Genomic DNA, 22,548 nt, shown 5'->3' on the forward strand with positions numbered 1-22,548 from the left:
GATATTTTGGTTTTATAGTTATTTTTTGTTGTTTCTTCTTTTATCTTATCTAGCCTTCAGTCTTTGTAATTGAATATACCATTGTATATTCTCATTTATTTTCCTGTATATTTTGGTAAAGGATTTATTAAACCCACAAAACATGCTATAATTTTTTCTACAATACAAATTAACTTAAGGAGAAAACCATGCTTCCTATCGCTCGGAAAAATAAGATCAAGGAAATTATTTTGGAAAAAAAGAGTGTAACTGTCGCAGATTTAACGAAACAATTCAGTGTCACAGAAGAAACAATTCGAAGAGATTTAAAACAGCTTGAAGAGGAAGGAGTCCTCACTAGAACCTATGGTGGCGCTTATGTATCTGACGGTGTTCAGAATGATGTAAACGTAAATTTACGTGAACATATTCATGTTGAAGGTAAAAAGAAAATTGCTGCCAAATGCATTTCCATGATAAAAAATGGGGATTCTATCTTTCTTGATGCCTCCACTACTTCGCTTATGATTGCTAGTATGTTGGAGGATAAAAAGTTAACGGTTGTCACGAATTCCTTAAAGGTTATTAACAGTCTGATTGAGAAGCCAAACATTAATATTGTCGTGATTGGAGGTACTCTCTCTCCTAGTTCTTTATCAAATGTCGGCAGAAGCTCAGAATACACAATGAAACACTATTTTTTTGACACCGCATTCATTTCCTGCCGTTCCGTCAGTATGCAGCATGGAATTACGGATTCCAACGAGCAGCAGGCGGGGATTCGGAAGCTTGCTGCAGAGCACGCCAATAACGTTTATCTGATTGCCGATTATACCAAATTTGATAAGACATCTTTTGCAAGAATATGTGATTTTGATCAAATCAACCATGTAGTAGTGGACAACAAACTTTCGCTGGAATGGAAGCAGTTCCTTAGAGAACAAAATATTACATTATACGAATGTGAATAGAAAGCGCCCAAGGGGCGTTTTCTTTTTTCTAGATATAGAAAAGCTGAGCAGGATTCCAACTCAGCTTTTTCTTATCTATTTTTTAAACATTTGTGGCAATGATTCAGTAAAAGGCGCATAGGCAATTCCTTTTTCAGTAATAATTCCAGTGATTAAGGAATGATCAGTCACATCAAAGCAAGGATTATAGGTTTTCACATTCTCCGGTGCCATTGGCTTTTCATACCATTTGCTTGTAATTTCCTCAGATGGTCTAAGCTCAATGTGAATGTCGTCCCCTGTCTTACATTCTAAGTCAATTGTTGATAGCGGAGCACAGACATAGAATGGAATATTATAATGCTTAGCTAATATAGCGACGCCGGAGGTACCGATTTTGTTTGCTGTATCACCATTCTCAGCTACCCTGTCACAACCAACTAAGACAGCCTGGATTTTGCCCTCCTTCATGACAATAGAGGCCATGTTATCACAAATCAACGTTACATCAACACCAGCTTTTTCAAGCTCCCATGCTGTTAAGCGTGCCCCTTGAAGCAACGGTCTCGTTTCATCAGCATAAACCTTGAAATCATACCCTTTTTCTTGACCTAAGTAAATGGGCGCTAGAGCGGTTCCGTATTTTGCGGTTGCAATGGTACCAGCGTTACAATGAGTTAAAATACCCCAGCCTGGCTCAAGGACTGATAAAGCATATTTTCCAATCGATTCGCAAATTTGCTCGTCTTCAGCACGAATAAGTTCAGCTTCCTCTTTTAAGGCCGCCTTTACCTCAGCAGGAGTCTTGCCTTCTTCAGCTTTAAAACGGTCTTCCATTCGATTCAACGCCCAGAAAAGATTAACCGCAGTTGGTCTAGATGATGCTAGATATTCCTTTACCTTTTTAAAGTCTTCATAGAGACCATCATAGGTATCAGCAGTTGATTTTTTTGTTCCTAAATAAACCCCATATCCAGCAGCAATCCCTATTGCCGGCGCTCCACGAACCTTCAATTGATAGATAGCATCCCAGACATCTTCCATTTCCTTTAGTTCAAGAAATACGGTTTCATTTGGTAAAACGGTTTGGTCTAGCAAAATTAACGTGCTATTTTCATCATCTAATTTAACTGATTGAATGACTTCAACAGGATTTCCCATTTTACTTCGCCTCCATTAAAAACTGTTCTTCAGCTGATTTCAGAACGTCAATAAAGTTATCGCCTGTCTTCATATTTTCACGGTTTAGAATGAAGGTCTTACCAACGGTTAAACAGATTTTTTCAGCGAGTACGCGGGCCTTTTCGTCTGAAATGACTGTAATATCCTTCACATGGGCTAAGCCTATAATTCTTCTAATCAACTCATGCCCTGCGATCGCAGCTGTATCCCTTAAGACTGTACCAAGATAGTATTCTTTAAAGCCCTTGTACTTCGCAACAAACTCAGTCGCATGTTCATCCCATGCCTTAGAGAATTTCTCATTAAATAAATCGATGATATCTTTGATTGTGTTTGTTAAGTAGGCAACATAATCTTGTCTTTCTACATCATTTTCAATCGTGAACAGCGCATTTGCATAGGCAAAGGTTAAGTTAGCTATCACATTCCCGATATCATAGCCAGCTGGTCCATAGAAAGCAAACTCTGGGTCAAAGACCTTTGTGGAGTCTTCCTTAATAAATACAGAGCCTGTATGAAGATCCCCATGAACAAGTGACTGGGCATTTGTCATAAATTCAAACTTAATTTTTGCTGTTTCAAGCTTTAATGCCTCATCATCCCAGATGGTTTCCTTCACAAAATCTCCTGTTCCAGGAGTGACATCATTGCGTGGACAGTCATAGAATGGCTCAGTAAATACTAAATCCTCAGAGATTTCACAAAGCTCTGGATTTATAAAGCTTTTTACAAGCGCCTTCTTTTCTTTATGCTCCATCACCACATCGGAAGTAAGCAATAATGTATTTACAAGGAATGTAGAAATATGGTCAGCAAAAAGCGGAAATTTCTTATGCTTTATTAAAGCGCCTCTCATCATTTCATGGTCTGATAAGTCTTCCATCGCACAGCAGTTCATGATTGGATCATATTTATATACTTCTGGCACATATCCAGGAGCTAATTTGTATTGCAGCTTTAGGATTTCACTTTCAATTCGGTTGCGATCCGGTGATAGCTTAAATTCATCAGAAATACGAGCTATCGGTCCTGCCTGCTTAATAATGACGGACTTATTTGTTTTCGAATCAACCACTTTGAATACATAGTTTAGATTACCATCCCCGATTTCCTTACAGGTCAGTTCAGCATCCTCTTGGAAGAAGTCAAGATGTCTCTTTGCGTATTCAATTGCATCACTTTCTGTCATCGTAAAGTATTCTTTAGTGAAATCTTTCATGATAATCCCTCCAGGCTTATTTCTGTTTATAGTAAGTTAAAGCAAGAGCAAGCGCTAACACAGTCCCTTTGACAATATCCATCGCATAATATGGGACAGACATCATAACTAATCCATTGGAAAGAATTCCTATTAACACCGCACCAACAAATGTTCCAAAGGCATTTGGTTTTCCTGCACCTAATACAGATAAACCGATAAATGATGCTGCAACCGCATCCATTAAGTACGGAGCACCTGAATTGATTTCTGCAGTCATTACACGTGAAGCTAACACGATTCCACCAATTGCTGCGAATGTCGCTGAAAGTAAATAAGCTAGAATCTTATACTTATTAACAGGAATACCAGATAATCTTGCTGCTTCTTTGTTTCCACCAATCACATACATGTAACGGCCATGTTTCGTATAATTCAAGAAGATGTGAACGACTGCAACAACAACGACCATGATGATAATAATCCACGGAACCTGTCCAATTTTTGAGAAAACCGGAGAAATTAATCCTGTAGAAAAACTACCATCTGGCATAATCATATTTTCTGAAACTGTTGCACCCTTTGTGTAAGTAAGGGCAATTCCTTGTACGATAAACATGGTTGCTAACGTCATGAGCATATCCGGAATTTTCACTTTAACAATCATAAAGGAGTTGAATGCTCCGACCACTAACGCTGCAGCCACTGCTGCCAGAATGGCTACAAAAATATTTTGTGAAAACCATACAAACATGGAGATGACAACAGCATTTGACAGAGATACAGTTGATCCCACCGATAAATCAAATCCATCAACGGATAAAGAAATCGTAATCCCGATCGCAATAATCGTTACGATGGATATAGATCTTAAAATATTGACAATATTTGCCCCTTGGATAAAGCTCGGATTCGCAACTGCGAAAATCACAATTAGTGCAAAAATCGTGATGATCGTTCCATATTTATAGAGAAACTCAAAAAGCTCAAATCCCTTTTTTTCGGGCTTTGATGTTTGAACAGGATTTGCTGAGTTCATTCTATTTACCTCCTGTTGAATAGAATAGTAATTCTTCTTCATTTGTGGATTTCGTTTCTAGTTCTTTCGCTACTTCCCCGTCATATACAACGTACACACGGTCTGTGATGCCAAGTATTTCTGATAGCTCACAGGAGGCATAGATGATTGATTTACCCCGCTTTGCTAATCCAGATATCAGTTCAAAAATATCCTTCTTCGCTCCAACGTCTACCCCTTTTGTTGGTTCATCAAAAATGTAGACCTCCGCATCAGCAATTAACCATTTCCCGATGGCCACCTTCTGCTGATTTCCACCCGATAAATTCTGCACCTTGGCTTCTGATGAAGGTGTCTTAATCCCAAGATCTGAGATCATGGTTTTTGATATTTTCTTTTCTCCTCTTGTATCTACAAAGCTAAGAAACTTTGAGAACTTTCCTAGACTTGCAGATGTAAGGTTCGTAGAAACAGACTCTTGAACAAGAATTCCTTCTTTTCGTCTTTCCTCTGGTACAAGGGCAATACCTTTTCTTACAGCATCATCTGGGCCTTTAATTTTCACAGTTTTCCCTCGGATTGAGATTTCTCCCGCTGTGATTTTGGAAGCACCAAATATCGCTTTACAAATTTCTGTTTTACCCGCACCCACAAGGCCTGCTATCCCTACAATTTCACCTTCATTTACTTGCATGCTAAAATTCTTCACTAAGCCTGTATCATGAAGTCCTTGCACCTTAAGGACGGTATCTCCAATTTCAACGTGGTACTTAGGGAACTGGTCTTCCAGTTTTTCACCAAGCATATGTTCCACGACCTTGTTTTGTGTTGTTTCAGCAATCTTTTCTTTGATTACAAACTCACCATTTTTCATAACGGTAATTTCTTCACAGATTTCGAATAACTCCGGCAGTCGATGGGAGATAAAAATAACTCCAACATCTTCCTTAACAAGTTCTCTTACAATTCTAAAAAGCTCCGTTGTCTCGGAGTGACTGAGCGGCGCTGTCGGCTCATCCAAAATCAAAAATTTACATTGCTTCGAAATTGATCTAGCGATGAGAACCATTTGTTTTTCCGCCAAAGTTAACTCACTGACAAGTTTCTTGGAAGATATTTTTATGTTCATTCTTTTTAATATTTCTGTTGCCTTTTGATGAATGTGTTTCCATTTCACAAACTGGCTTTTTCCCATATCGTTGACCGTTTCATTCAACATGATGTTCTCGCCAACAGTTAAATAAGGAACAAGCGCTGTATCTACCTCTTGATAAACAATTTGGATTCCATAATCCTGTGCATCCTTAGGTGTACGAATATCTACTTTTTTACCATCTAAGTAAATTTCACCTGTATAGTGACCATATGCTCCAGATAAAACCTTCATTAGCGTTGATTTACCAGCTCCGTTGGCACCAATAAGGGCATGAGTCGTACCCGTTCTAGTGGAAAAATCCACCTCATTCAATGCCTTTACACCTGGGAATTCAATGGAGATTTTTTTCATTTCGAGTAATGTTGACACCGTTTATCCTCCTTCCATTTAAACGCCACGGGCTTATCGGTAATAGAATCTCCAACTAGCAAATAGAGATTGTTAGTTGGAGATTCTGAATTTTTGAAACCTATTTCTTATAGTATTCCTTTAATGTTTTCATCCAATCTTCTTCAAATGCAGATGAAACTCCCCAGCCTTCTACAACATCTGCAAGATTCACCATATTTACAGGAGACTTAGATGTTTGCAGTGCTTCTTGAGAAATTAATGATGCCTCAAGGTCAAAGGTATCAGGTGTTTCTTCACCAGCAAGTTTCTTCGCAAGAATTCTCATATTTACAGAGCCAATTAGCTTCGGATCCACTGCTGCTGTAAATTTCCATGGGCTTTTTTCCTCTTGCATAATTTGAAGGTCAGCGTTCGAAACGTCAATGCCATAGATTGCAATCTCATCTCTTCCAGCTTCCTTAATCGCACGGGCAGCACCCATCGCGAAAGCGTCCCAAGTTGCAAAAATTGCATCAATTTCGCCTTTTTTATGCTTATTTAACATAGCTGCCACTGCATTCTGAGTTTGTACAGTTGTATCAGCTGCTGCTACACCAAAACGTTCAATTTCCTTAATGCCTGGATTGCTCTTTAATTTCTCTTGATACACAGCATTACGGCGTACCATTGGTGGGAATCCATCAACCCAGAGGTAAACGATATTTGCTTTCCCATTTGTGTCCTTAATTAACTGATCCATCGCTAAAGTTGCAAGAGCCTCATCATCCTGAGAAGTTAATGTCACACCATCTACTGTAGCAATGTCCCCATTTGAATCGAAGGTTACAACACTCTTACCTGCATCAACAATTTTCTTCACATCTGCCACCGTTGCTGCATCATCACCATGTGAAATGATGAATCCATCGTAGTTTTCTTGAAGAGCTTGAGCAATAGCATCGTGGAATTTAGCAGTATCACCATTTGCCGTGAATACATCTACCTTAAATCCAAGTGCTTCTCCCTCTTCCTTTGCACCTGCTAGGAATTGTGCTGTATGGTCATCGCCGCCAATTTTTCTAACAACTTTGATTTTGACCTGTTTGCCATCCTTAAAACGTTCAGGGACATTATCTAAAGAAACATCTTTATTTCCCTGTGCAGGCTTCGAGCTACCTTCCTTTGAAGAACAGCCTGTTAATAGAAGTGAAAAAGCTAGAAATAGAACCATTGCGCTTTTGAAAAACTTCTTCATAGATTGACACTCCTTTTATATTTTTTAATTATTTTCCTGCCCATTCGATAAAATCTAGCATACTATTAAATTATAGCGCTTTCATACCGAATTTAATTAAATTTTATCATGTACTCGCTGTTTATACAATCATTATTTTGATTTATTCATGTATTATTTGGTTTTCATGTAATTTCCTAAAAAGTTATTAGCGCATTTATCCTTATTTGTTCTTGTTTTTATGTATTATATTTAAGTATTCGTAATAATTATTTCCATATATTGAATATATTACATATAAACTATTTAAATCAAACACAATTCCAAAGAAAACCAACAACAAACATAAAAGGCGCCATCTTCCCTGGAGCTGATCTCTAGTAAAGATGGCGCCTTTATTCTATTTATTTGCTTGTTTGAGGGCCTTCATCCAATCCTCCTCCAATTCGGAAGAGAGTCCCCAGCCAGGTAGCACAGCACCTAAATTATCCATATTGACTGCTTTCTTTGAAGCTTGAATCTCACTTTGAGCAATTAGGTATGCCTCGAGATTATATTTCTGCGGCGTTTCCTCACCAGCGATCTTCTTAAGTACCAATCTCATGTTAATTGCCCCTATTAATTTTGGGTCTACAGCAGCTGTGTATTTCCATGGACTGCCTTGCTCTTGCATTAAGCTCAAGTCTGTATTAGAAACATCAATTCCATAGATCCCTATTTCGTCTCTTCCTGTTGCCTTAATTGCTTCCACTGCACCAATTGCAAATGCATCCCATGTAGCAAAAATAGCATCTACTTCACCTTTGGGATATTGCTTGAGGATATCCATCACTGCAGCTTTCGTTTCTTCAGATGTGTTGGCAGACGCAACACCAAATCTCCCAACTTCTTTAATGCCAGGGTTATTTGTTAAGGCTTTCTCATAAATCGCATTCCTTCTCACCATAGGAGGAAAACCGTCTACCCATAAATAGATGATATTTGCTTGTCCATCGTGATCTTCGATTAACTGTTCTACCGCTAACGTAGCTAGAACTTCGTCATTTTGAGACGTGAGTGTAACATCCTTGATATTTTCAAGCTCCATATTCGAGTCAAATGTAACAACACTCTTGCCACTTTCAACTAACTTCTTAACATCATTGACCGTTTCTGGGTCATCACCGTGAGAGATTATGTAACCGTCATAATCCTCTTTTAACGAATTCATGATTTCACTATGGAATTTTTCACTATCCCCATTTGCCGAAAAGACATCCACCTTTACACCCATTGATTCGCCTTCTTCCTTTGCTCCGGCGAGAAATTGCGCAGTATGGTCGTCCCCACCTATTTTTCGTATTACCTTAACCTTAATATCTTTTTCATTCTTAAACTTTTCAGGAACATTAGTTGTTGACAGGTTATTTTTTGAATCGCTCTTTTTATTAAGGGATTGTGATTCGTTGGAGCATCCTACGATCACGATCATGAAAGCAAGTAACAAGATGATTATTTTTTCTAGGCTTCCTTTCTTCCTCACATTCCTCACCCCTACATACGTAATATCTATTTAATTAGTCAAACTTTGAACGGCTTAGGAAAAGCTATAACTTAAAATAATGAGCCAAATCTTCAAGCTCTGCTGATAATTTCTTTAATGAATCCGAACTATCGGCGATCGCTTCCATTGCAGCTACCTGTTGTTCTGCAGACGCCGAAACCTCTTGGACTCCAGCCGCAGACTGCTCAGATATCGCAGAAATTTCCTCACTAAATTCGCTTAGTCGCTTACTACCAAGCTGAATCTTTCCAAGGTTTTCTGATACTTGTTCAATTTTTTCAACCATTGCCAGAACATTTTCTGTAATAGCGGTAAACTTTTCTCCGGTATTTTTGATTTGCTCATTTCCTAGCTCAGATTGCAACACTCCATCTTGGAGGGTCTTCACGACTTCCTTTGATTCAATCTGTATCCCTTGTGTAATATGTGTGATATCAATCACCGAGTTAGAAACCTGTTCGGCAAGCTTTCGTACTTCATCTGCTACAACTGAAAAGCCCTTTCCATATTCCCCTGCTCGTGCCGCTTCAATTGCTGCGTTTAGAGCAAGGAGATTAGTTTGATCGGCAACATCCTTAATTACCTGAACAAGTTTGTAAATATTCTCGTTCTTGGAATCTAAAATCACAACCTGCTCCATTGATTTCTTAACAATCCTAGTGATTTCTTCAATTTGTTGAACCGATTGATTCATCAAATCTGTACCCTCTTTTGCCTTTTCCATAATATCAACCGAGCCATTCTTCAATTCTTTTCCTTTAATATCAGCATCGGAAATTTGAATATTTACTGTTTCAACCGCTTTCGCAGATTCTGTAGCAGAATGAGCTTGTTCTTCAACCCCACGTGCTAATTCATTCATTGTAGTAGCGATTTGCTGACCACCTATTTTTACCTCTTGAGAAGCAACCGATAAATCATTGCTTTGCTTGTTCATTAAATTAGAAACATTCACTACTTGCGTAACAATCCCCTGTAGATTTCTATTCATTTCATTAACCGAGCTTGCAAGAACACCAATTTCATCCTTATTATTAATTTCAAGGTTTGAGAATGATAGATTTCCTTTGGACACTTCGTTGATTCTCTCAGTAACGACCCCAAGTGGTTTCGCGATCATCCTCGTAATAAAAAGTGCTATAAACACTCCTAATAAAATTACAACGGTAATGACAATTACAATAGTAATTACAGTCTGCTTAAAGACTTCCTTCGATTGTTTTCCCGCTTCCTCCGCCTTTATTGTGTTTGTGTTAACCAAATGATTCAGATTAAGCTTCATGGAATCAAAGGCTTTGGCACTCTTTTTAAAGTATAAATAAGCAAACTCAGATTTTCCTTTGTCCCTAAGCTTAAGCGTTTCTTCATTAATGTTTAGAAAAAAGCTCCACTTATATATTAATTGGTCAAAGTTTTCCCTTGTATCCTTCGTTTTGATCAACTTTTTGTATTTGTCCATCGTTCTCTGTGCTTCTTCCATGGAGCTCTTTCTTTCCATCTTCAGCATTTCCTTTTCCTGCTGGTCATCAGACTGGATATATCTTAGCGAAAGTGTTAATACATGCTCCGTCTGATAGCCAATAGAGTTGATTAGCTCCACCGCCGGCATAGATTCGTCAACAATTGAAGTGGTAGATTCCTGAATATGCAGCATTCTATTAAATGTAACACCTGCAAATACAAATACCAAAATAAGAACGACTGCAAATCCTAGTAGAATCTTCCTACCAACACTAAATCTTCCCATACTTTGAGTCCCTCCTGTGAAAACCATTAGTTGTCTGTTTTTAGATTCTTATAAAAAATATAACACAAAAATACGTATAAATTCACATAAATTTGGCACATTTCGACAATTTATTCATCAAATCTACTAAAATACCAAAAAATCCAATAACATAAATGAAAATCGTAAAAATAGCGGATTAAAATATAAGTCTTTTGGTCGTATTTTTTTGCGGGGATTTATTATTGGGGATTCTAAAAATTGAACTAGACGGTGAAAGAGGTTGCTTCTGAGAATCAAATGAATATAAAAAATAGGGATGGAATTCTCCATCCCCATTTTCAAGAAATTAACTTTAATACATTTCCGAAGTCGTCTTCGCCTGCATATGAAGCAATAGGTAGTCTGGACCGCCAGCCTTGGAGTCGGTCCCTGACATATTGAAGCCACCAAACGGCTGATAGCCAACAATCGCTCCAGTACAGCCACGGTTGAAGTAAAGGTTTCCGACATGGAAGTCTTCACGGGCTTTTTGGATATGCTCGCGGTTTGTCGTGATCACAGCACCTGTTAGACCGTATTCCGTATTATTGGCAATGTCAATCGCCTCATCGAAATCCTTTGCTTTCGCGAAGGCAACGACAGGTCCGAAGATTTCTTCCTTCATTAAGCGTGCTTCTGGATCTAGATCTGCAAATACCGTTGGCTTGATGAAGAAACCAGTTGAACTGTCTCCTTCTCCTCCTGCCATGAGACGGCCTTCCTCTTTGCCAATTTCGATGTAGCTCATGATTTTATCAAAGGCTGCTTGGTCGATGACAGGACCCATGTAGTTATTTTGATCCACTGGGTTTCCTTGAGTTAACGCATTAGTTAGCTCAACCACACGGTTAAGAACCTGATCATATACATCCTCTACGACAACCGCACGGGAACAAGCCGAACATTTTTGTCCGGAGAATCCAAAGGCAGAGGCAACGATCGATTGCGCCGCAAGCTCAAGATCGGCTTCTTTGTCTACGACAATCGTATCTTTACCGCCCATTTCCGCAATGACACGCTTCAACCAGATTTGACCTTCATTTAATTTCGAAGCACGTTCATATATTCTAAGACCAACGTCACGGGAGCCTGTGAAGCTAATAAAGCGAGTATCCTTATGGTCCACTAAATAGTCTCCAACCTCAGCCCCACTTCCTGGCACAAAGTTCAGCACGCCAGCAGGTAAGCCCGCTTCCTCCATCACTTCGACAAATTTTGCCGCTACGACTGGAGTTGTCGATGCCGGCTTCAAAAGTACCGTATTCCCTGATACAATTGCCGCCACCGTTGTTCCTGCCATGATCGCAAGCGGGAAATTCCACGGCGAAATAATTACGCCAACACCGAGCGGAATATAGTTATATCGATTATATTCATTTGGACGACTGTTGACTGGAACACCGTCTTTGATTCGCAGCATTTGTCGTGCATAGTATTCGAGGAAGTCAATCGCTTCAGCTGTATCCGCATCCGCCTCTCTCCACGGCTTACCCGCTTCCTTCGTCAATAGAGCTGAGAATTCATGCTTACGACGACGAATAATCGCAGCTGCTTTGAACAGGACATCCGCACGCATTTCAGGCTTCGCCTTTCTCCATGATTGAAACGCTTTCACCGCAGCCTGCATAGCTTTCTCTGCAAGCTCCTTGTTTGCCTTTGACACACGACCGATGATTTCCTCTTTATTTGCTGGATTAATAGAAATGATTTTGTCCTCGGTTGAGATTCGCTCTCCCCCAATGACCAAATCATAATCCTGACCTAAATAGCCCTCGACTGTATTCAAGGCTTGAAGATAGCCTTCTCTTTCCTTTTCTACCGAAAAATCTGTAAACGGTTCATGCTTATATGGCTGTACCAAATTGATCGCCTCCTCTATACTAGTTGCAAAAACATCCACTCACATTCTATCAGTTTTCTACTTTTCCTTCAATATTCGAAATAATCGATTGTTTAGAGTTGAAGGAAAATTAATAGAGACAGGTTAAGAAACCCTGTCTCTATTGATGGCTGTTTTTCGTACGGATTGTTGTTTTGCAATGGTTTTAATGCCAACCATTGCGTTTTGTACCAGACATGGCACACGGATTAAGAAAGCAGCTCTTTTCTCCGTTGCTTCAATGGATAAATTGCATAAAATTAAGTTATATTTGATTCATCTTTTGTCCAAAAGCGACAATGTTTGAGAAAAGAGCCTTAATGATAGATATGCACAAACGGTTCTTTCTGATCGACGTCTCGGACGATCAATGCCTCCTGCCCATTTACGGAAGTAATATTAACCTCTACCGAAATATAATCTGGAAAATGCTCAAGTACCAAGCCGGCAACATACTGCGTAAAGCCAACCGCTTCGGCTTTTCCATAGAATTGCATATTGATGTTAATGTTCAATTCCTGGAGCTCATTATCGATGTAGAAGGCCCTTCCTGTGACCCCATTAAAATTAGGGAAGTACTCCTCCACATCCTGCTTAAAATTCGAAAAGGCTGTTAAGTCATCACGGTGGTTTTTCGTCGCATCATCGGAAGGAAACAATACATAATCTTCCCTCACATTCTCCCAGCCACCAATTTTGGAGCTTCCTTCTCCGACATTGGCATAGGCAAAAAAGTTCCCTGGCACGACACTAGAGCGGCTTTCCTGCTCAAAGAGAGCAATCGTGATTGGGACCTTTTCTAGGCCTTTGATATGCCGTAAGCGTCCCACGACTTCTTCTGCAATCTTTTTGCCTTCCTTATCAAGCTTTTCGTGTGAAATCTTCTTTTCGTAGGTTGGGCCATATTTAATCTCCTGATAGTAATGAACACTATTTAGAGCTAGACCAATAACAACGCCACCTAGACGAGCTGTTCCATCTTCTCCTTTGACTAGATAATTATGCTCGAGAATATGAGCCAAGTAAATTGGGTTCTCTTCATTCCTCGTTTTTGCATCACCAACACCAGGATCGACCGGATTTAGACCAATATTTTCTTCAGGCTTCATCTTCTTCGCCTTTACTTGTTCATCCGTATATTCACGGTTCAACCAAAGCTTTACCTTTTTTCCATCAAGATATTGACCTTCCTGAAACAAGTATTTATCAGGGCTGAATGTATTTCGAGCAATTCGCATCAGACCTGTTTCAAATTCATCAATATCATACCGTGTATTTAGCTGACCCACTATCACTCCTCTAGCTTCTGAAGGCTCGAAGGGTAAAATCGTTTGATAATATTGATCAGAAATTTTATATTTTGGGATAATCGCTTTCTTTTTCGAATCGTCCTTCTCCTGAACAATCTGCTGATCCTTCTGGAAATTAGGGGCACAGCCCGTAAGGAGCAGGACAAATGCTAAAACGACCACTGAGATTTTTCTCATGGTACTTACACCTCTTATTGTATCTTCATTTTCAATTTGAGCTTTCCAATTCTTCCACTAGTTTCTCCTCATTCCAGACCTCAATGCCTAGCTCCTCTGCCTTTGCTAGCTTTGATCCAGCATCGGCCCCAGCAATGACTAAGTGGGTCTTCTTACTGACACTTCCTGCTACTTTCCCTCCAAGGCGCTCAATGGCTTCCTTTGCTTCATTCCTTGTCAGCTGTTCGAGCTTTCCAGTTAGAACGACCGTCTTTCCTGCAAAAAAGGAGGATGAGTCCTCAGCAGAAACAGCCTTAGGTCCAGTGTAGACCATATTTACCCCGAAGTCCTGCAGCTCTTTAAGCAGCTCCTTCACCTCGTCAAGCTCAAAATAAGAGACGATGGAATCGGCCATTTTGTCTCCAATCTCATTAATGGCTGTCAGTTGTTCATAGGTGGCATTAGCAAGCCCTTCCATCGTTTCAAACTCCATTGCTAACGTCTTTGCCGCCTTCGCACCAACATGTCGGATGCCTAGCCCAAAGAGCAGTTTTTCTAGAGAATTACTCTTCGATGCTTCGATGGCCTCCAATAAATTATTGACTGATTTTTCACCCATTCTCTCAAGCTCGAGAAGCTGTTCTCTCTTTAGCTTGTAAATGTCGGCTACATCCTGGATAAGCTCTGCTGCGAATAATTGACTAATGACCTTTTCCCCAAGTCCGTCAATATTCATTGCATCTCGTGAAACAAAGTGGATTAAGCCCTCGCGAATTTGCGCCGGACATTTCGGATTTATACAACGAAGGGCCACCTCTCCCTCTAAGCGCACGAGCTCACTTTCGCACTCCGGACAATGAGAAGGCATTTGAAATTCTATTTCTTCTCCAGTCCGTCTTTCAATGAGGACATTCACGACCTCTGGAATGATATCCCCTGCTTTCTTGATAACCACCTGATCGCCGATTCGAATGTCCTTCTCTTTAATCAAATCCTCATTATGAAGAGAAGCTCTTTGCACGGTTGTTCCGGCCACTCGCACAGGCTCTAGAATCGCCGTAGGAGTAACAACCCCCGTCCGACCGACGCTAAGCTCAATACTTTTTAGGGTAGTGACGACTTCCTCAGCAGGGAATTTATAAGCGATGGCCCAGCGAGGACTTTTAGCAGTAAACCCAAGCTGCTCCTGCTGCTCTAAAGCGTCTACCTTGACTACTAATCCATCGATTTCATAGGGAAGCTGAGGCCTTTTTTCCGTCCATTCTTGGACAAACTGAATGACCTCATCTATTGTTTCACAGGTTCTTCTTTCTTGGTTTGTTTTAAAGCCGAGCTGATCCAAAAACCTTAGAGCGCCGCTATGTGAATCAACATCGAGTTGAGCGGTATCGGCAATACTATAAAGGAAGATATCGAGATTCCTTGATGCGGCAATTTTTGTATCCAGTTGCCTTAAGGAGCCTGCAGCCGCATTGCGAGGGTTTGCAAATGGCTCTTCCTCTCGCTCCATCTTCAGTTTGTTTAATGCTTCAAATGAGCGCTTTGGCATAAACACTTCTCCACGAACCTCAATCGAAATATTCTCCTTCAAGCGAAGTGGAATGGAGCGAATCGTCCTCAAATTGGAAGTGATATCCTCACCAATGGTGCCATCCCCACGGGTCGAGCCCTGGACAAACAGGCCATCTTCATAGCGTAGTGACACAGCTAATCCATCGATTTTCAGCTCACATACATAGGAGTGATCCTCTCCAACCGCTTGTGTAACTCGTCGGTCAAAATCCCTTAAATCCTGCTCATTAAAAGCATTTCCAAGGCTTAGCATGGGAATTTCATGCTGAACCTTTTCAAACATTTCAAGAACCTGTCCACCGACACGCTGGGTCGGGGAATCGGATGTCTTCAGCTGAGGAAACTCTTCCTCAAGCTGTATAAGCTTTTGCATCAACCGATCGTACTCAGCATCTGGAACGGATGGCTGATCGAGCACATAGTATTCATAATTATATTGATTTAACAATTGATGAAGCTCTTTCACTTCTTTTTCAGCGGTTTGAAGGTCCATGATCCCAGCCCTTTCACTTACACTTTTTGAATTGGTGCAAACTTAGCAAGAAGTCTCTTGATTCCAGTTGGGCTCGGAAAAGCAATATCCAGCTCCATGCTTTCTCCTTCCCCTTTGACACTGACAACCGTTCCGACACCCCATTTTCCATGCTGTGCCTTGTCTCCGACTTTCCAGCCAATTTCATCTCCGCCTGTCGCTGTTGTAACAGGGCGTCTGACAGCAGGTCTAACCGTCGGTCTTGCAGGAGAGGCAAATGGGTTGGTCGTCCTTTGCTTTGGTTGAAGGCCCTCGATCAGATTCTCTGGAATCTCACGAATAAAACGAGATGGTGGATTCATATTGGTTCTTCCAAACAGCGTGCGCATTTGTGCGTTTGTGATATAGAGTTCTTCTTCCGCACGAGTAATTCCCACGTAGGCGAGACGTCTTTCCTCCTCCATTTCCGCTTCCTCCATGAGAGAACGGTTATGTGGGAACACCCCTTCCTCAAGTCCCATGAGGAATACGACTGGGAACTCTAGGCCCTTTGCCGAATGGAGGGTCATCAAGACAACTGTATTGGTCTTTTCCTCGTCATCCTCCAATTGATCAATATCTGCAACAAGGGCTAGATCGGTTAAGAAGGCGACCAAACTTTTATCTTCATTTCCTTCCTCAAAGCTCTTCGTTACCGACATGAATTCATCAATATTTTCGAGACGGCTCTCTGCTTCAATCGACTTCTCTGCCTTTAGCATTTCACGATAACCGGACTTTTCGAGGACTTCCTCTACGAGCTCAGTTACTGATAAAAAATCCTGCATGCCTGTGTAGCCTTTTATTAAATCACGGAATTCTGCTGCTGCCTTCGTTATTTTTGGACTTAAACCAATTAAATCAATCGATTCAAGGGCTTCAAACATGGAAATATCATGCATATCAGCAAAATTAGCAAGCTTATCGATAGAGCTTGCGCCAATTCCACGCTTTGGCACATTGATGACCCTCTGCAAACTGATATCATCATCTGGGTTGGCAATCAGTCTTAAATAAGCAAGAATATCCTTGATTTCCTTTCGATCGTAGAACTTTATTCCACCGACGATAGAGTACTCAATGTTTGATTTAAGGAGGACTTCCTCCATTACACGTGATTGTGCATTCGTTCGGTAAAGGATCGCAAAGTCAGAATACTTTCGCTTGCCACTTTCAACCTGCTCTTTAATCTTCCCAGCAACAAACTGCGCTTCCGTTTGTTCGCTATCGGCCCGATAATAGAAGATTTGGTTTCCTTCGGGATTTTCCGTCCAAAGATTCTTAGGCTTACGATTGAGATTATTCTTGATCACTTCATTGGCTGCTTGGAGAATAGTTTTCGTGGAACGGTAATTTTGTTCTAAAAGAATAACCTTTGCATTTGGATAATCTTTTTCAAAGGATAGAATATTGGCAATATCAGCACCCCGCCACCTATAAATCGATTGGTCGGAATCTCCGACGACACATAGGTTTTGAAAACGGCTTGCCAGTAGCTTAACGAGCATATACTGAGCACGGTTTGTGTCCTGATACTCGTCCACATGGATGTATTGGAATTTTCGCTGATAGTATTCCAGCACCTCAGGAACCCTACTAAAAAGCTGGATCGTCAGCATAATTAAATCATCAAAATCAAGAGCTGAATTTTTGCGAAGGCGCTTTTGGTAGAGCTCGTACACTTCACTAACAATCCTGTCATAGTAATCCCCGACAAGCTTTCCTACATCCTCTGGAGTTTTTAATTCGTTTTTCGCACTGCTGATAGAGCCCAAAATCGCCCGTGGATCAAATTTCTTTGGGTCGAGGTTTTTTTCCTTTAGAATGTTTTTGATGACCGAAAGCTGATCCGTCGTATCTAAAATGGTGAAGTTGCGGTTGTAGCCCATTCGATCAATATCTCGACGGAGAATTCGTACACACATGGAGTGGAAGGTTGAGATCCAAATTTCATCAGCTACCCCACCCATCATTTTATAGATTCGTTCCTTCATTTCCCGAGCAGCCTTATTTGTGAAAGTGATGGCAAGAATATTGTAGGGGTTGACTCTTTTTTCTACCATGAGATAGGCAATTCGATGGGTCAATACCCTCGTCTTACCACTGCCTGCTCCCGCCATCAACAACAAAGGGCCTTCAGTTGTTTTGACGGCTTTCTGCTGTTCTGGGTTTAGTCCATTTAGCAATTTATCCGTTAAATATTGCATTTTTACACCACCATACAAACATACGTTCTTATAACCATTGTAATCGAACTTGTTATTTCATTCAAACTTTATTTTCACTGTTTCTAATGCATAATCGAAGTTTGTATAAATCGAGTTCCCTACCACAATCACATCTGCATGGGCAGACATTTCCCTTGCTTGTTCTAGCGTCTTAATTCCGCCTCCATAAAAGAGGGTCGTCCGCTCTAGCACCTGCTTGGTTTCTTGTACAAGACTCGGATCTCCATAGCTTCCGCTGTATTCAAGATAAAATACGGGGTGATGGAACATTTTTTCCGCAAGCCTTGCATATGCGATGACATCATCCGTACTCAAATTCGTCCGTGCATTTGTTAATTTAGCTACCTTACAATCTTCATTAAGAATACAATAGCCTTGAAAAATGATTTCCTCCCAGTTCATGATGTCGCCAAATTCTTTGACCGCTTCATGATGCAGATCAATGATCCATTTGGGATTCGTGCTATTTAACACAGATGGGATAAAATATAGGTCAAAGCCCGGAGTAATAGATTCGATATTGGAAATTTCCAATACACATGGTACCGTGTACCTGCGAACTCTCGCCATCAGGTCTAGTACTTTTTCAAGAGTCACACCGTCAGTGCCACCTATAATAATGGCATCTGTTCCAGACTCACATAGCTTTTCAAGATTCTCATCAGAAATTTCCTTATTCGGGTCCAGCTTAAATGCATGGCGCCATTCACGAACATCGTACACGTCCAGCTTCCTCCAATCAATTATTCCATTCCAACATTATACCATTTGAAGCAGTATTTAAAAAATGAAAACCGAGGAATCGTGTCTTGTTCCTCGGTCCTTCTGAATTTTATTTTTCATCCTTAATCCTTTCAAGCACTAACTCATAGGCGTCATTTCCATAATTTAAGCATCGCTTTACACGGGATATAGTCGCCGTACTTGCACCTGTCTCTGTTTCAATTTTGTGATAGGTCTTACCCTCACGGAGCATGCGCGCAACCTCCAAACGCTGCGCTAGTGATTGTATTTCGTTCACAGTACATAAATCATCAAAAAAACGATAGCATTCCTCTAAATCATTTAAGGACAAAATGGCATTGAATAATTGATCAAGTTCTTTCCCTCTTAGCTTATCTATTTGCATATGTCTACCCCTTTTAGATGGCGTTATAGTTACTGCGCTTCAAAAGAAACAATTTGTTCTAATCCTTTACCGGATGGAACGATATTGATCCATGTTTTTCCAGGGACAAATCCGACTTCTCGTCCATTTGCGAAAGGAAGAAGCTTGCCTCCTTGGTTCTTCCATTCAACTTCCTTCCATTGCCCTCTTTGTAGCAAGTAGGCATCTCCGCCAGAAGCTAAATTGATTTCCCGTCTTCCCTCGCTGTCAATCACCTTATGCTCCGCTTCTAGGATGAGGATATTATCTAAAAGAAGAGGGTCTTTTGAATCTGAGTCAACCGTCAGTTCGCCATTGGAATAACGTTTATATTTCTTTTCATGCTCGTCATATTCATATTGAACATTAAACAAATTACTGGAGAAATAAGAAATCAAAGCGGATGTTGCCTTTTCTCCATCCAACTGTTCTATCTCTTTTTCTGTTAAAAAGGTTAAAGCAGAAGGAGGCTGATCCATATCATAGCCAATCTTCTCTGCTCCTTTTAGGACATTCTCCGAAGTAATATAGGAGTTATGCGGTGCCACCCGGCTCTTGTCTCTCTTAAACAAAGAACCATCATATTGCATCCCATTTATATGGTCAACATATCCATTATCAAGCATTTTCTTAGCCTCTGGGCTATACCCATGTGCAATATAAAGAGCATCATAGCCCTTTGCTAATTCAATAAAATAATCTCTAGCACTTCTAACCGGTCCTATCCGATCGGCTTGTTCACTTTGAAAAATGGCAAGAAAGCGTGTGACATTGCCTTCTGCTAATAATTCATACACGATATCTGCCTTATGAAAGCCTGATTGCGGGCGAGCTTTTGGGTCATTATTAATCATCACTGCGTAGGCACGTCCTGAAGGCTCCTCTTTAAGCCCTACTCCTGTTAATGGAGCTTGATATGGAAAGACTTCTTTTTCTTTTTTGGTCACGTCGGTTACTTCTTTTTCTTCATGTTCTTTTACCGTTTCTTTTTTATCACTGCAGCCCGCCAATACAGCAATGAAGACTGCCATGAGAACGATCCATCTCCGCTTCATAATGCACTCCCTATCTCATATAGAAAAATCCTTTTATATTTTAACGCACTATAGTTGGAAAGAGTACCATTTTATTCATAACATCATAAACCCCCTGTTGGGTGACCCGAATGTATGGTAAATGAGTGGATGTAAAAAATAATAATGAATAAATCGGATCGTTAAATTTATAGCCTCTTTCAACTAAGTAAGAGGAGAGTTTTTTCTCGTCCTCAATAAGCTCTTCGACCGTTTTATCGGACATAACTCCTTTGAGTGGCAAAGCAATTTCCATGACTATTTCTTGAGCCTCACTAACGACAATTCCTCCGCCTATTTCCTTTAAGCGATTAAAAGCTCTAAGCATTTCATTTTTATCCTTCCCGATAAGGACGATATCACCAGTGAAAGAATAAGAGCTCGCAAGGCCTGGGAGGCTTTTCGCAAATCCTTTTACGACCGTATTAATTCTCCATTTTCCTTCCCGATCAATGAGCATAAAAAAACACTCATCATGGGAATCAGAGATTTGATCATAATTCGAATCAATAGATATGGAATACGGCTTCGTAATAACAGAGTTTTCCATTTGAATACCAAATGGCATTGAAAACTGAAGATCATCAGGGCTTAAATCCCAATCAATGTTCAATGCATCTAAACCATGCTCCTGCCAATTGATATCGTTATATTGATCGATGATGTTCCCATCCCGTTTGACCCACTTTCCCTTTGCCAAAACAGAAACAGGTGTAGGATTCTTCTCATTCTCAAGGAAATTGATATTCGCAACTCTTCCTGTCGCAATATTTCCATGTAGATACTCCAAATTATAATAACGGGCGACATTAATTGTTGCCATATTATAGGCATCCACGACTGGGATACCCTTTTCGATGGCCATCCGAATCATGTTATCAATAATTCCAGCCTCGTAAAAGGAAGCCGACGAACCATCTGTATTAAACATAAACTGATCATAATGTTCAATGCCTAGTGTTTGAATTTCATCAAGAAGAACCGGTAAATCAGGGCGAATCGAGGAATGTCTTAACGAAACCATGTATCCCTGCATCAGCCGATGATAAATTTCCTCCCCGTTAATGGCTTCATGATCACAATCTGCACCAAACAAAGTCATTTTGGCCAATGTTTTTTCCGAAGCTCCTGGAAAGTGACCTTCAATCTTCTTCCTCATCCTCTTTGTTTCTTGAATCCAATGAAGCATCATATCGTCCCCATCTAAAAGCTTCGGCCAACCCGTTAGCTCTCCACCCTGCAATACCGCATCATGCTCAAGCCAGGACTTCACATCGGCATGGGAAAAAATATCCACCTCATCAAGAATTTCAGTTTGTGCATCAAATCGGCACCACCAATACATGGATGTCGGGATATTTCTCAACTCCCTTAGCAAAGAAAACGCTTTCTTTTTTTCTAACTGCAAAAGGAGCATCATATTGTCATTTATTAATGTAGTCGTTCCAAATTGAGATGCATACCTAGCTAACGAATGGGGATTATATAAATGAAATGGGTGTGCATGTGGTTCAATATAGCCAGGGACTAGATATTGGCCCGCACAATCGACGACTTCACAGCTTGACATATTGTCTGGTAGCTTGTCACCCACATAGACAATTCGATCCTCATAAATCCATATATTAGCTGTTACCCATTTTCGAAAAACCTGATTTAAATAACATGCATCTTTTAATAAGATCGTTGGTGCCAGCTTCCCATCTAAGACGGAAACATGCTCTCTAATCTGTTTGTTCTTCCAACGATACCGTTGTTCTAGCACAATGCTCCCTCCCTTTTGAAAATACTGTGATGTATTGACATTGGCTCTATTTTTAAAAAAAGGACTGTTTAATCATGCCGCCTTATGTGTAGTTCGTTGCTCGTCATACTGAGAAAAACATTAACAATGCCATTGAAAGGAAAGAAAACCCTTTCATATCTTCTATAATAGAGTACCATAATTCGTCGTTTAACGCATTAAAGAATTAAAAAAATATATTAAAAAAATGTGAAGGAGTGACCATATTGAAAGTAAAGCAAAACATCGGGACATTAAACGCACTCATCCGAATCACATGTGGTTTGACGATCCTCGCTTGGAGCACAGCCAAAATGGTGAAAAGACCATGGCGGGATAGGTATTTATACATGGCAATCATGGGAGCAATGAAGGTTGGGGAAGGCATTGTCAAGTATTGCCCTGTAACTGCATTGGTTGAAAAGGGACAAGACATGATGGATGGAAATAACAATAAGGATGGGCTAGACACAGGACTGAATGAGATCCTTCCATTTAATCAAACCTAAAGAATTCCCCCCTTTATGAGGG

17 protein-coding genes are annotated in these 22,548 nt (G+C 40.4%); 2 read left to right on the forward strand and 15 right to left on the reverse strand.

From position 1 onward, the window contains the following. The first annotated feature begins 188 nt into the window (after positions 1 to 188). Positions 189 to 950: a DeoR/GlpR family DNA-binding transcription regulator gene (locus J2S07_RS15710; RefSeq protein ID WP_307151359.1), complete on the forward strand. Its 762-nt coding sequence runs from the start codon at positions 189 to 191 to the stop codon at positions 948 to 950. A gap of 75 nt (positions 951 to 1,025) precedes the next feature. Here J2S07_RS15710 and mtnA read toward each other — a convergent pair whose 3' ends face one another. From mtnA to J2S07_RS15785, 15 genes are all read right to left on the reverse strand, one after another. Beyond that, positions 1,026 to 2,090 carry an S-methyl-5-thioribose-1-phosphate isomerase gene (gene mtnA, locus J2S07_RS15715; protein WP_307151360.1) on the reverse strand — a complete coding sequence of 355 codons (1,065 nt, stop codon included), beginning with the start codon at positions 2,088 to 2,090 and terminating at the stop codon, positions 1,026 to 1,028. A 1-nt stretch (position 2,091) separates the two neighbouring features. Then, positions 2,092 to 3,330 (reverse strand): S-methyl-5-thioribose kinase, encoded by a 1,239-nt coding sequence (gene mtnK / locus J2S07_RS15720; protein ID WP_307151361.1) that lies wholly within the window; start codon positions 3,328 to 3,330, stop codon positions 2,092 to 2,094. A 16-nt stretch (positions 3,331 to 3,346) separates the two neighbouring features. Continuing rightward, positions 3,347 to 4,348, reverse strand: a complete 1,002-nt coding sequence (locus tag J2S07_RS15725; RefSeq protein ID WP_307151362.1) for an ABC transporter permease — start codon at positions 4,346 to 4,348, stop codon at positions 3,347 to 3,349. A 1-nt stretch (position 4,349) separates the two neighbouring features. Next, positions 4,350 to 5,834 carry a sugar ABC transporter ATP-binding protein gene (locus tag J2S07_RS15730; protein WP_307151389.1) on the reverse strand — a complete coding sequence of 495 codons (1,485 nt, stop codon included), beginning with the start codon at positions 5,832 to 5,834 and terminating at the stop codon, positions 4,350 to 4,352. Positions 5,835 to 5,952: 118 nt separating this feature from the next. Further along, positions 5,953 to 7,068 carry a sugar ABC transporter substrate-binding protein gene (locus J2S07_RS15735; protein WP_307151363.1) on the reverse strand — a complete coding sequence of 372 codons (1,116 nt, stop codon included), beginning with the start codon at positions 7,066 to 7,068 and terminating at the stop codon, positions 5,953 to 5,955. 379 nt (positions 7,069 to 7,447) lie between these two features. Next, complete coding sequence (locus J2S07_RS15740) at positions 7,448 to 8,569, reverse strand: sugar ABC transporter substrate-binding protein (RefSeq protein WP_370872850.1); 1,122 nt, start codon at positions 8,567 to 8,569, stop codon at positions 7,448 to 7,450. 64 nt (positions 8,570 to 8,633) lie between these two features. After that, the gene (locus J2S07_RS15745; protein ID WP_307151364.1) at positions 8,634 to 10,337 is read right to left on the reverse strand and encodes a methyl-accepting chemotaxis protein; all 1,704 of its coding nucleotides are present in this window, start codon (positions 10,335 to 10,337) and stop codon (positions 8,634 to 8,636) included. 334 nt (positions 10,338 to 10,671) lie between these two features. Then, positions 10,672 to 12,219, reverse strand: coding sequence for an L-glutamate gamma-semialdehyde dehydrogenase (pruA, locus tag J2S07_RS15750; protein ID WP_307151365.1), 1,548 nt, complete (start codon positions 12,217 to 12,219; stop codon positions 10,672 to 10,674). A gap of 335 nt (positions 12,220 to 12,554) precedes the next feature. Next, positions 12,555 to 13,724: a CamS family sex pheromone protein gene (locus J2S07_RS15755; protein WP_307151366.1), complete on the reverse strand. Its 1,170-nt coding sequence runs from the start codon at positions 13,722 to 13,724 to the stop codon at positions 12,555 to 12,557. Between the two features lie 31 nt (positions 13,725 to 13,755). Beyond that, complete coding sequence (gene ligA, locus J2S07_RS15760; protein ID WP_307151367.1) at positions 13,756 to 15,768, reverse strand: NAD-dependent DNA ligase LigA; 2,013 nt, start codon at positions 15,766 to 15,768, stop codon at positions 13,756 to 13,758. A 17-nt stretch (positions 15,769 to 15,785) separates the two neighbouring features. Next, positions 15,786 to 17,993: a DNA helicase PcrA gene (pcrA, locus tag J2S07_RS15765; protein ID WP_307151368.1), complete on the reverse strand. Its 2,208-nt coding sequence runs from the start codon at positions 17,991 to 17,993 to the stop codon at positions 15,786 to 15,788. Positions 17,994 to 18,050: 57 nt separating this feature from the next. After that, positions 18,051 to 18,737, reverse strand: a complete 687-nt coding sequence (pcrB, locus tag J2S07_RS15770; RefSeq protein WP_307151369.1) for a heptaprenylglyceryl phosphate synthase — start codon at positions 18,735 to 18,737, stop codon at positions 18,051 to 18,053. 109 nt (positions 18,738 to 18,846) lie between these two features. Further along, positions 18,847 to 19,143: a YerC/YecD family TrpR-related protein gene (locus J2S07_RS15775; protein ID WP_307151370.1), complete on the reverse strand. Its 297-nt coding sequence runs from the start codon at positions 19,141 to 19,143 to the stop codon at positions 18,847 to 18,849. Between the two features lie 29 nt (positions 19,144 to 19,172). Further along, on the reverse strand, positions 19,173 to 20,216 hold the full coding sequence (locus J2S07_RS15780) for a DUF3048 domain-containing protein (RefSeq protein WP_307151371.1): 1,044 nt from the start codon (positions 20,214 to 20,216) through the stop codon (positions 19,173 to 19,175). Positions 20,217 to 20,256: 40 nt separating this feature from the next. After that, positions 20,257 to 21,999, reverse strand: a complete 1,743-nt coding sequence (locus tag J2S07_RS15785) for an adenine deaminase C-terminal domain-containing protein (RefSeq protein ID WP_307151372.1) — start codon at positions 21,997 to 21,999, stop codon at positions 20,257 to 20,259. A 236-nt stretch (positions 22,000 to 22,235) separates the two neighbouring features. On the opposite strand from J2S07_RS15785, the gene J2S07_RS15790 reads away from it, so the two are divergent. Next, positions 22,236 to 22,526, forward strand: coding sequence for a YgaP family membrane protein (locus J2S07_RS15790; RefSeq protein ID WP_307151373.1), 291 nt, complete (start codon positions 22,236 to 22,238; stop codon positions 22,524 to 22,526). The last annotated feature ends 22 nt before the right edge of the window (positions 22,527 to 22,548 follow it).

The organism is Anoxybacillus andreesenii (assembly GCF_030813005.1).
GTDB classification, from domain to species: Bacteria; Bacillota; Bacilli; order Bacillales; family Cytobacillaceae; genus Robertmurraya; species Robertmurraya andreesenii.

Coding starts and splice junctions, on each gene's coding strand:
- J2S07_RS15710 (WP_307151359.1), top strand. CDS start 189: ATGCTTCCTATCGCTCGGAAAAATAAGATCAAGGAAATTATTTTGGAA.
- mtnA (WP_307151360.1), bottom strand. CDS start 2,090: ATGGGAAATCCTGTTGAAGTCATTCAATCAGTTAAATTAGATGATGAA.
- mtnK (WP_307151361.1), bottom strand. CDS start 3,330: ATGAAAGATTTCACTAAAGAATACTTTACGATGACAGAAAGTGATGCA.
- J2S07_RS15725 (WP_307151362.1), bottom strand. CDS start 4,348: ATGAACTCAGCAAATCCTGTTCAAACATCAAAGCCCGAAAAAAAGGGA.
- J2S07_RS15730 (WP_307151389.1), bottom strand. CDS start 5,834: ATGAAAAAAATCTCCATTGAATTCCCAGGTGTAAAGGCATTGAATGAG.
- J2S07_RS15735 (WP_307151363.1), bottom strand. CDS start 7,068: ATGAAGAAGTTTTTCAAAAGCGCAATGGTTCTATTTCTAGCTTTTTCA.
- J2S07_RS15745 (WP_307151364.1), bottom strand. CDS start 10,337: ATGGGAAGATTTAGTGTTGGTAGGAAGATTCTACTAGGATTTGCAGTC.
- J2S07_RS15755 (WP_307151366.1), bottom strand. CDS start 13,724: ATGAGAAAAATCTCAGTGGTCGTTTTAGCATTTGTCCTGCTCCTTACG.
- ligA (WP_307151367.1), bottom strand. CDS start 15,768: ATGGACCTTCAAACCGCTGAAAAAGAAGTGAAAGAGCTTCATCAATTG.
- pcrA (WP_307151368.1), bottom strand. CDS start 17,993: ATGCAATATTTAACGGATAAATTGCTAAATGGACTAAACCCAGAACAG.
- J2S07_RS15775 (WP_307151370.1), bottom strand. CDS start 19,143: ATGCAAATAGATAAGCTAAGAGGGAAAGAACTTGATCAATTATTCAAT.
- J2S07_RS15780 (WP_307151371.1), bottom strand. CDS start 20,216: ATGAAGCGGAGATGGATCGTTCTCATGGCAGTCTTCATTGCTGTATTG.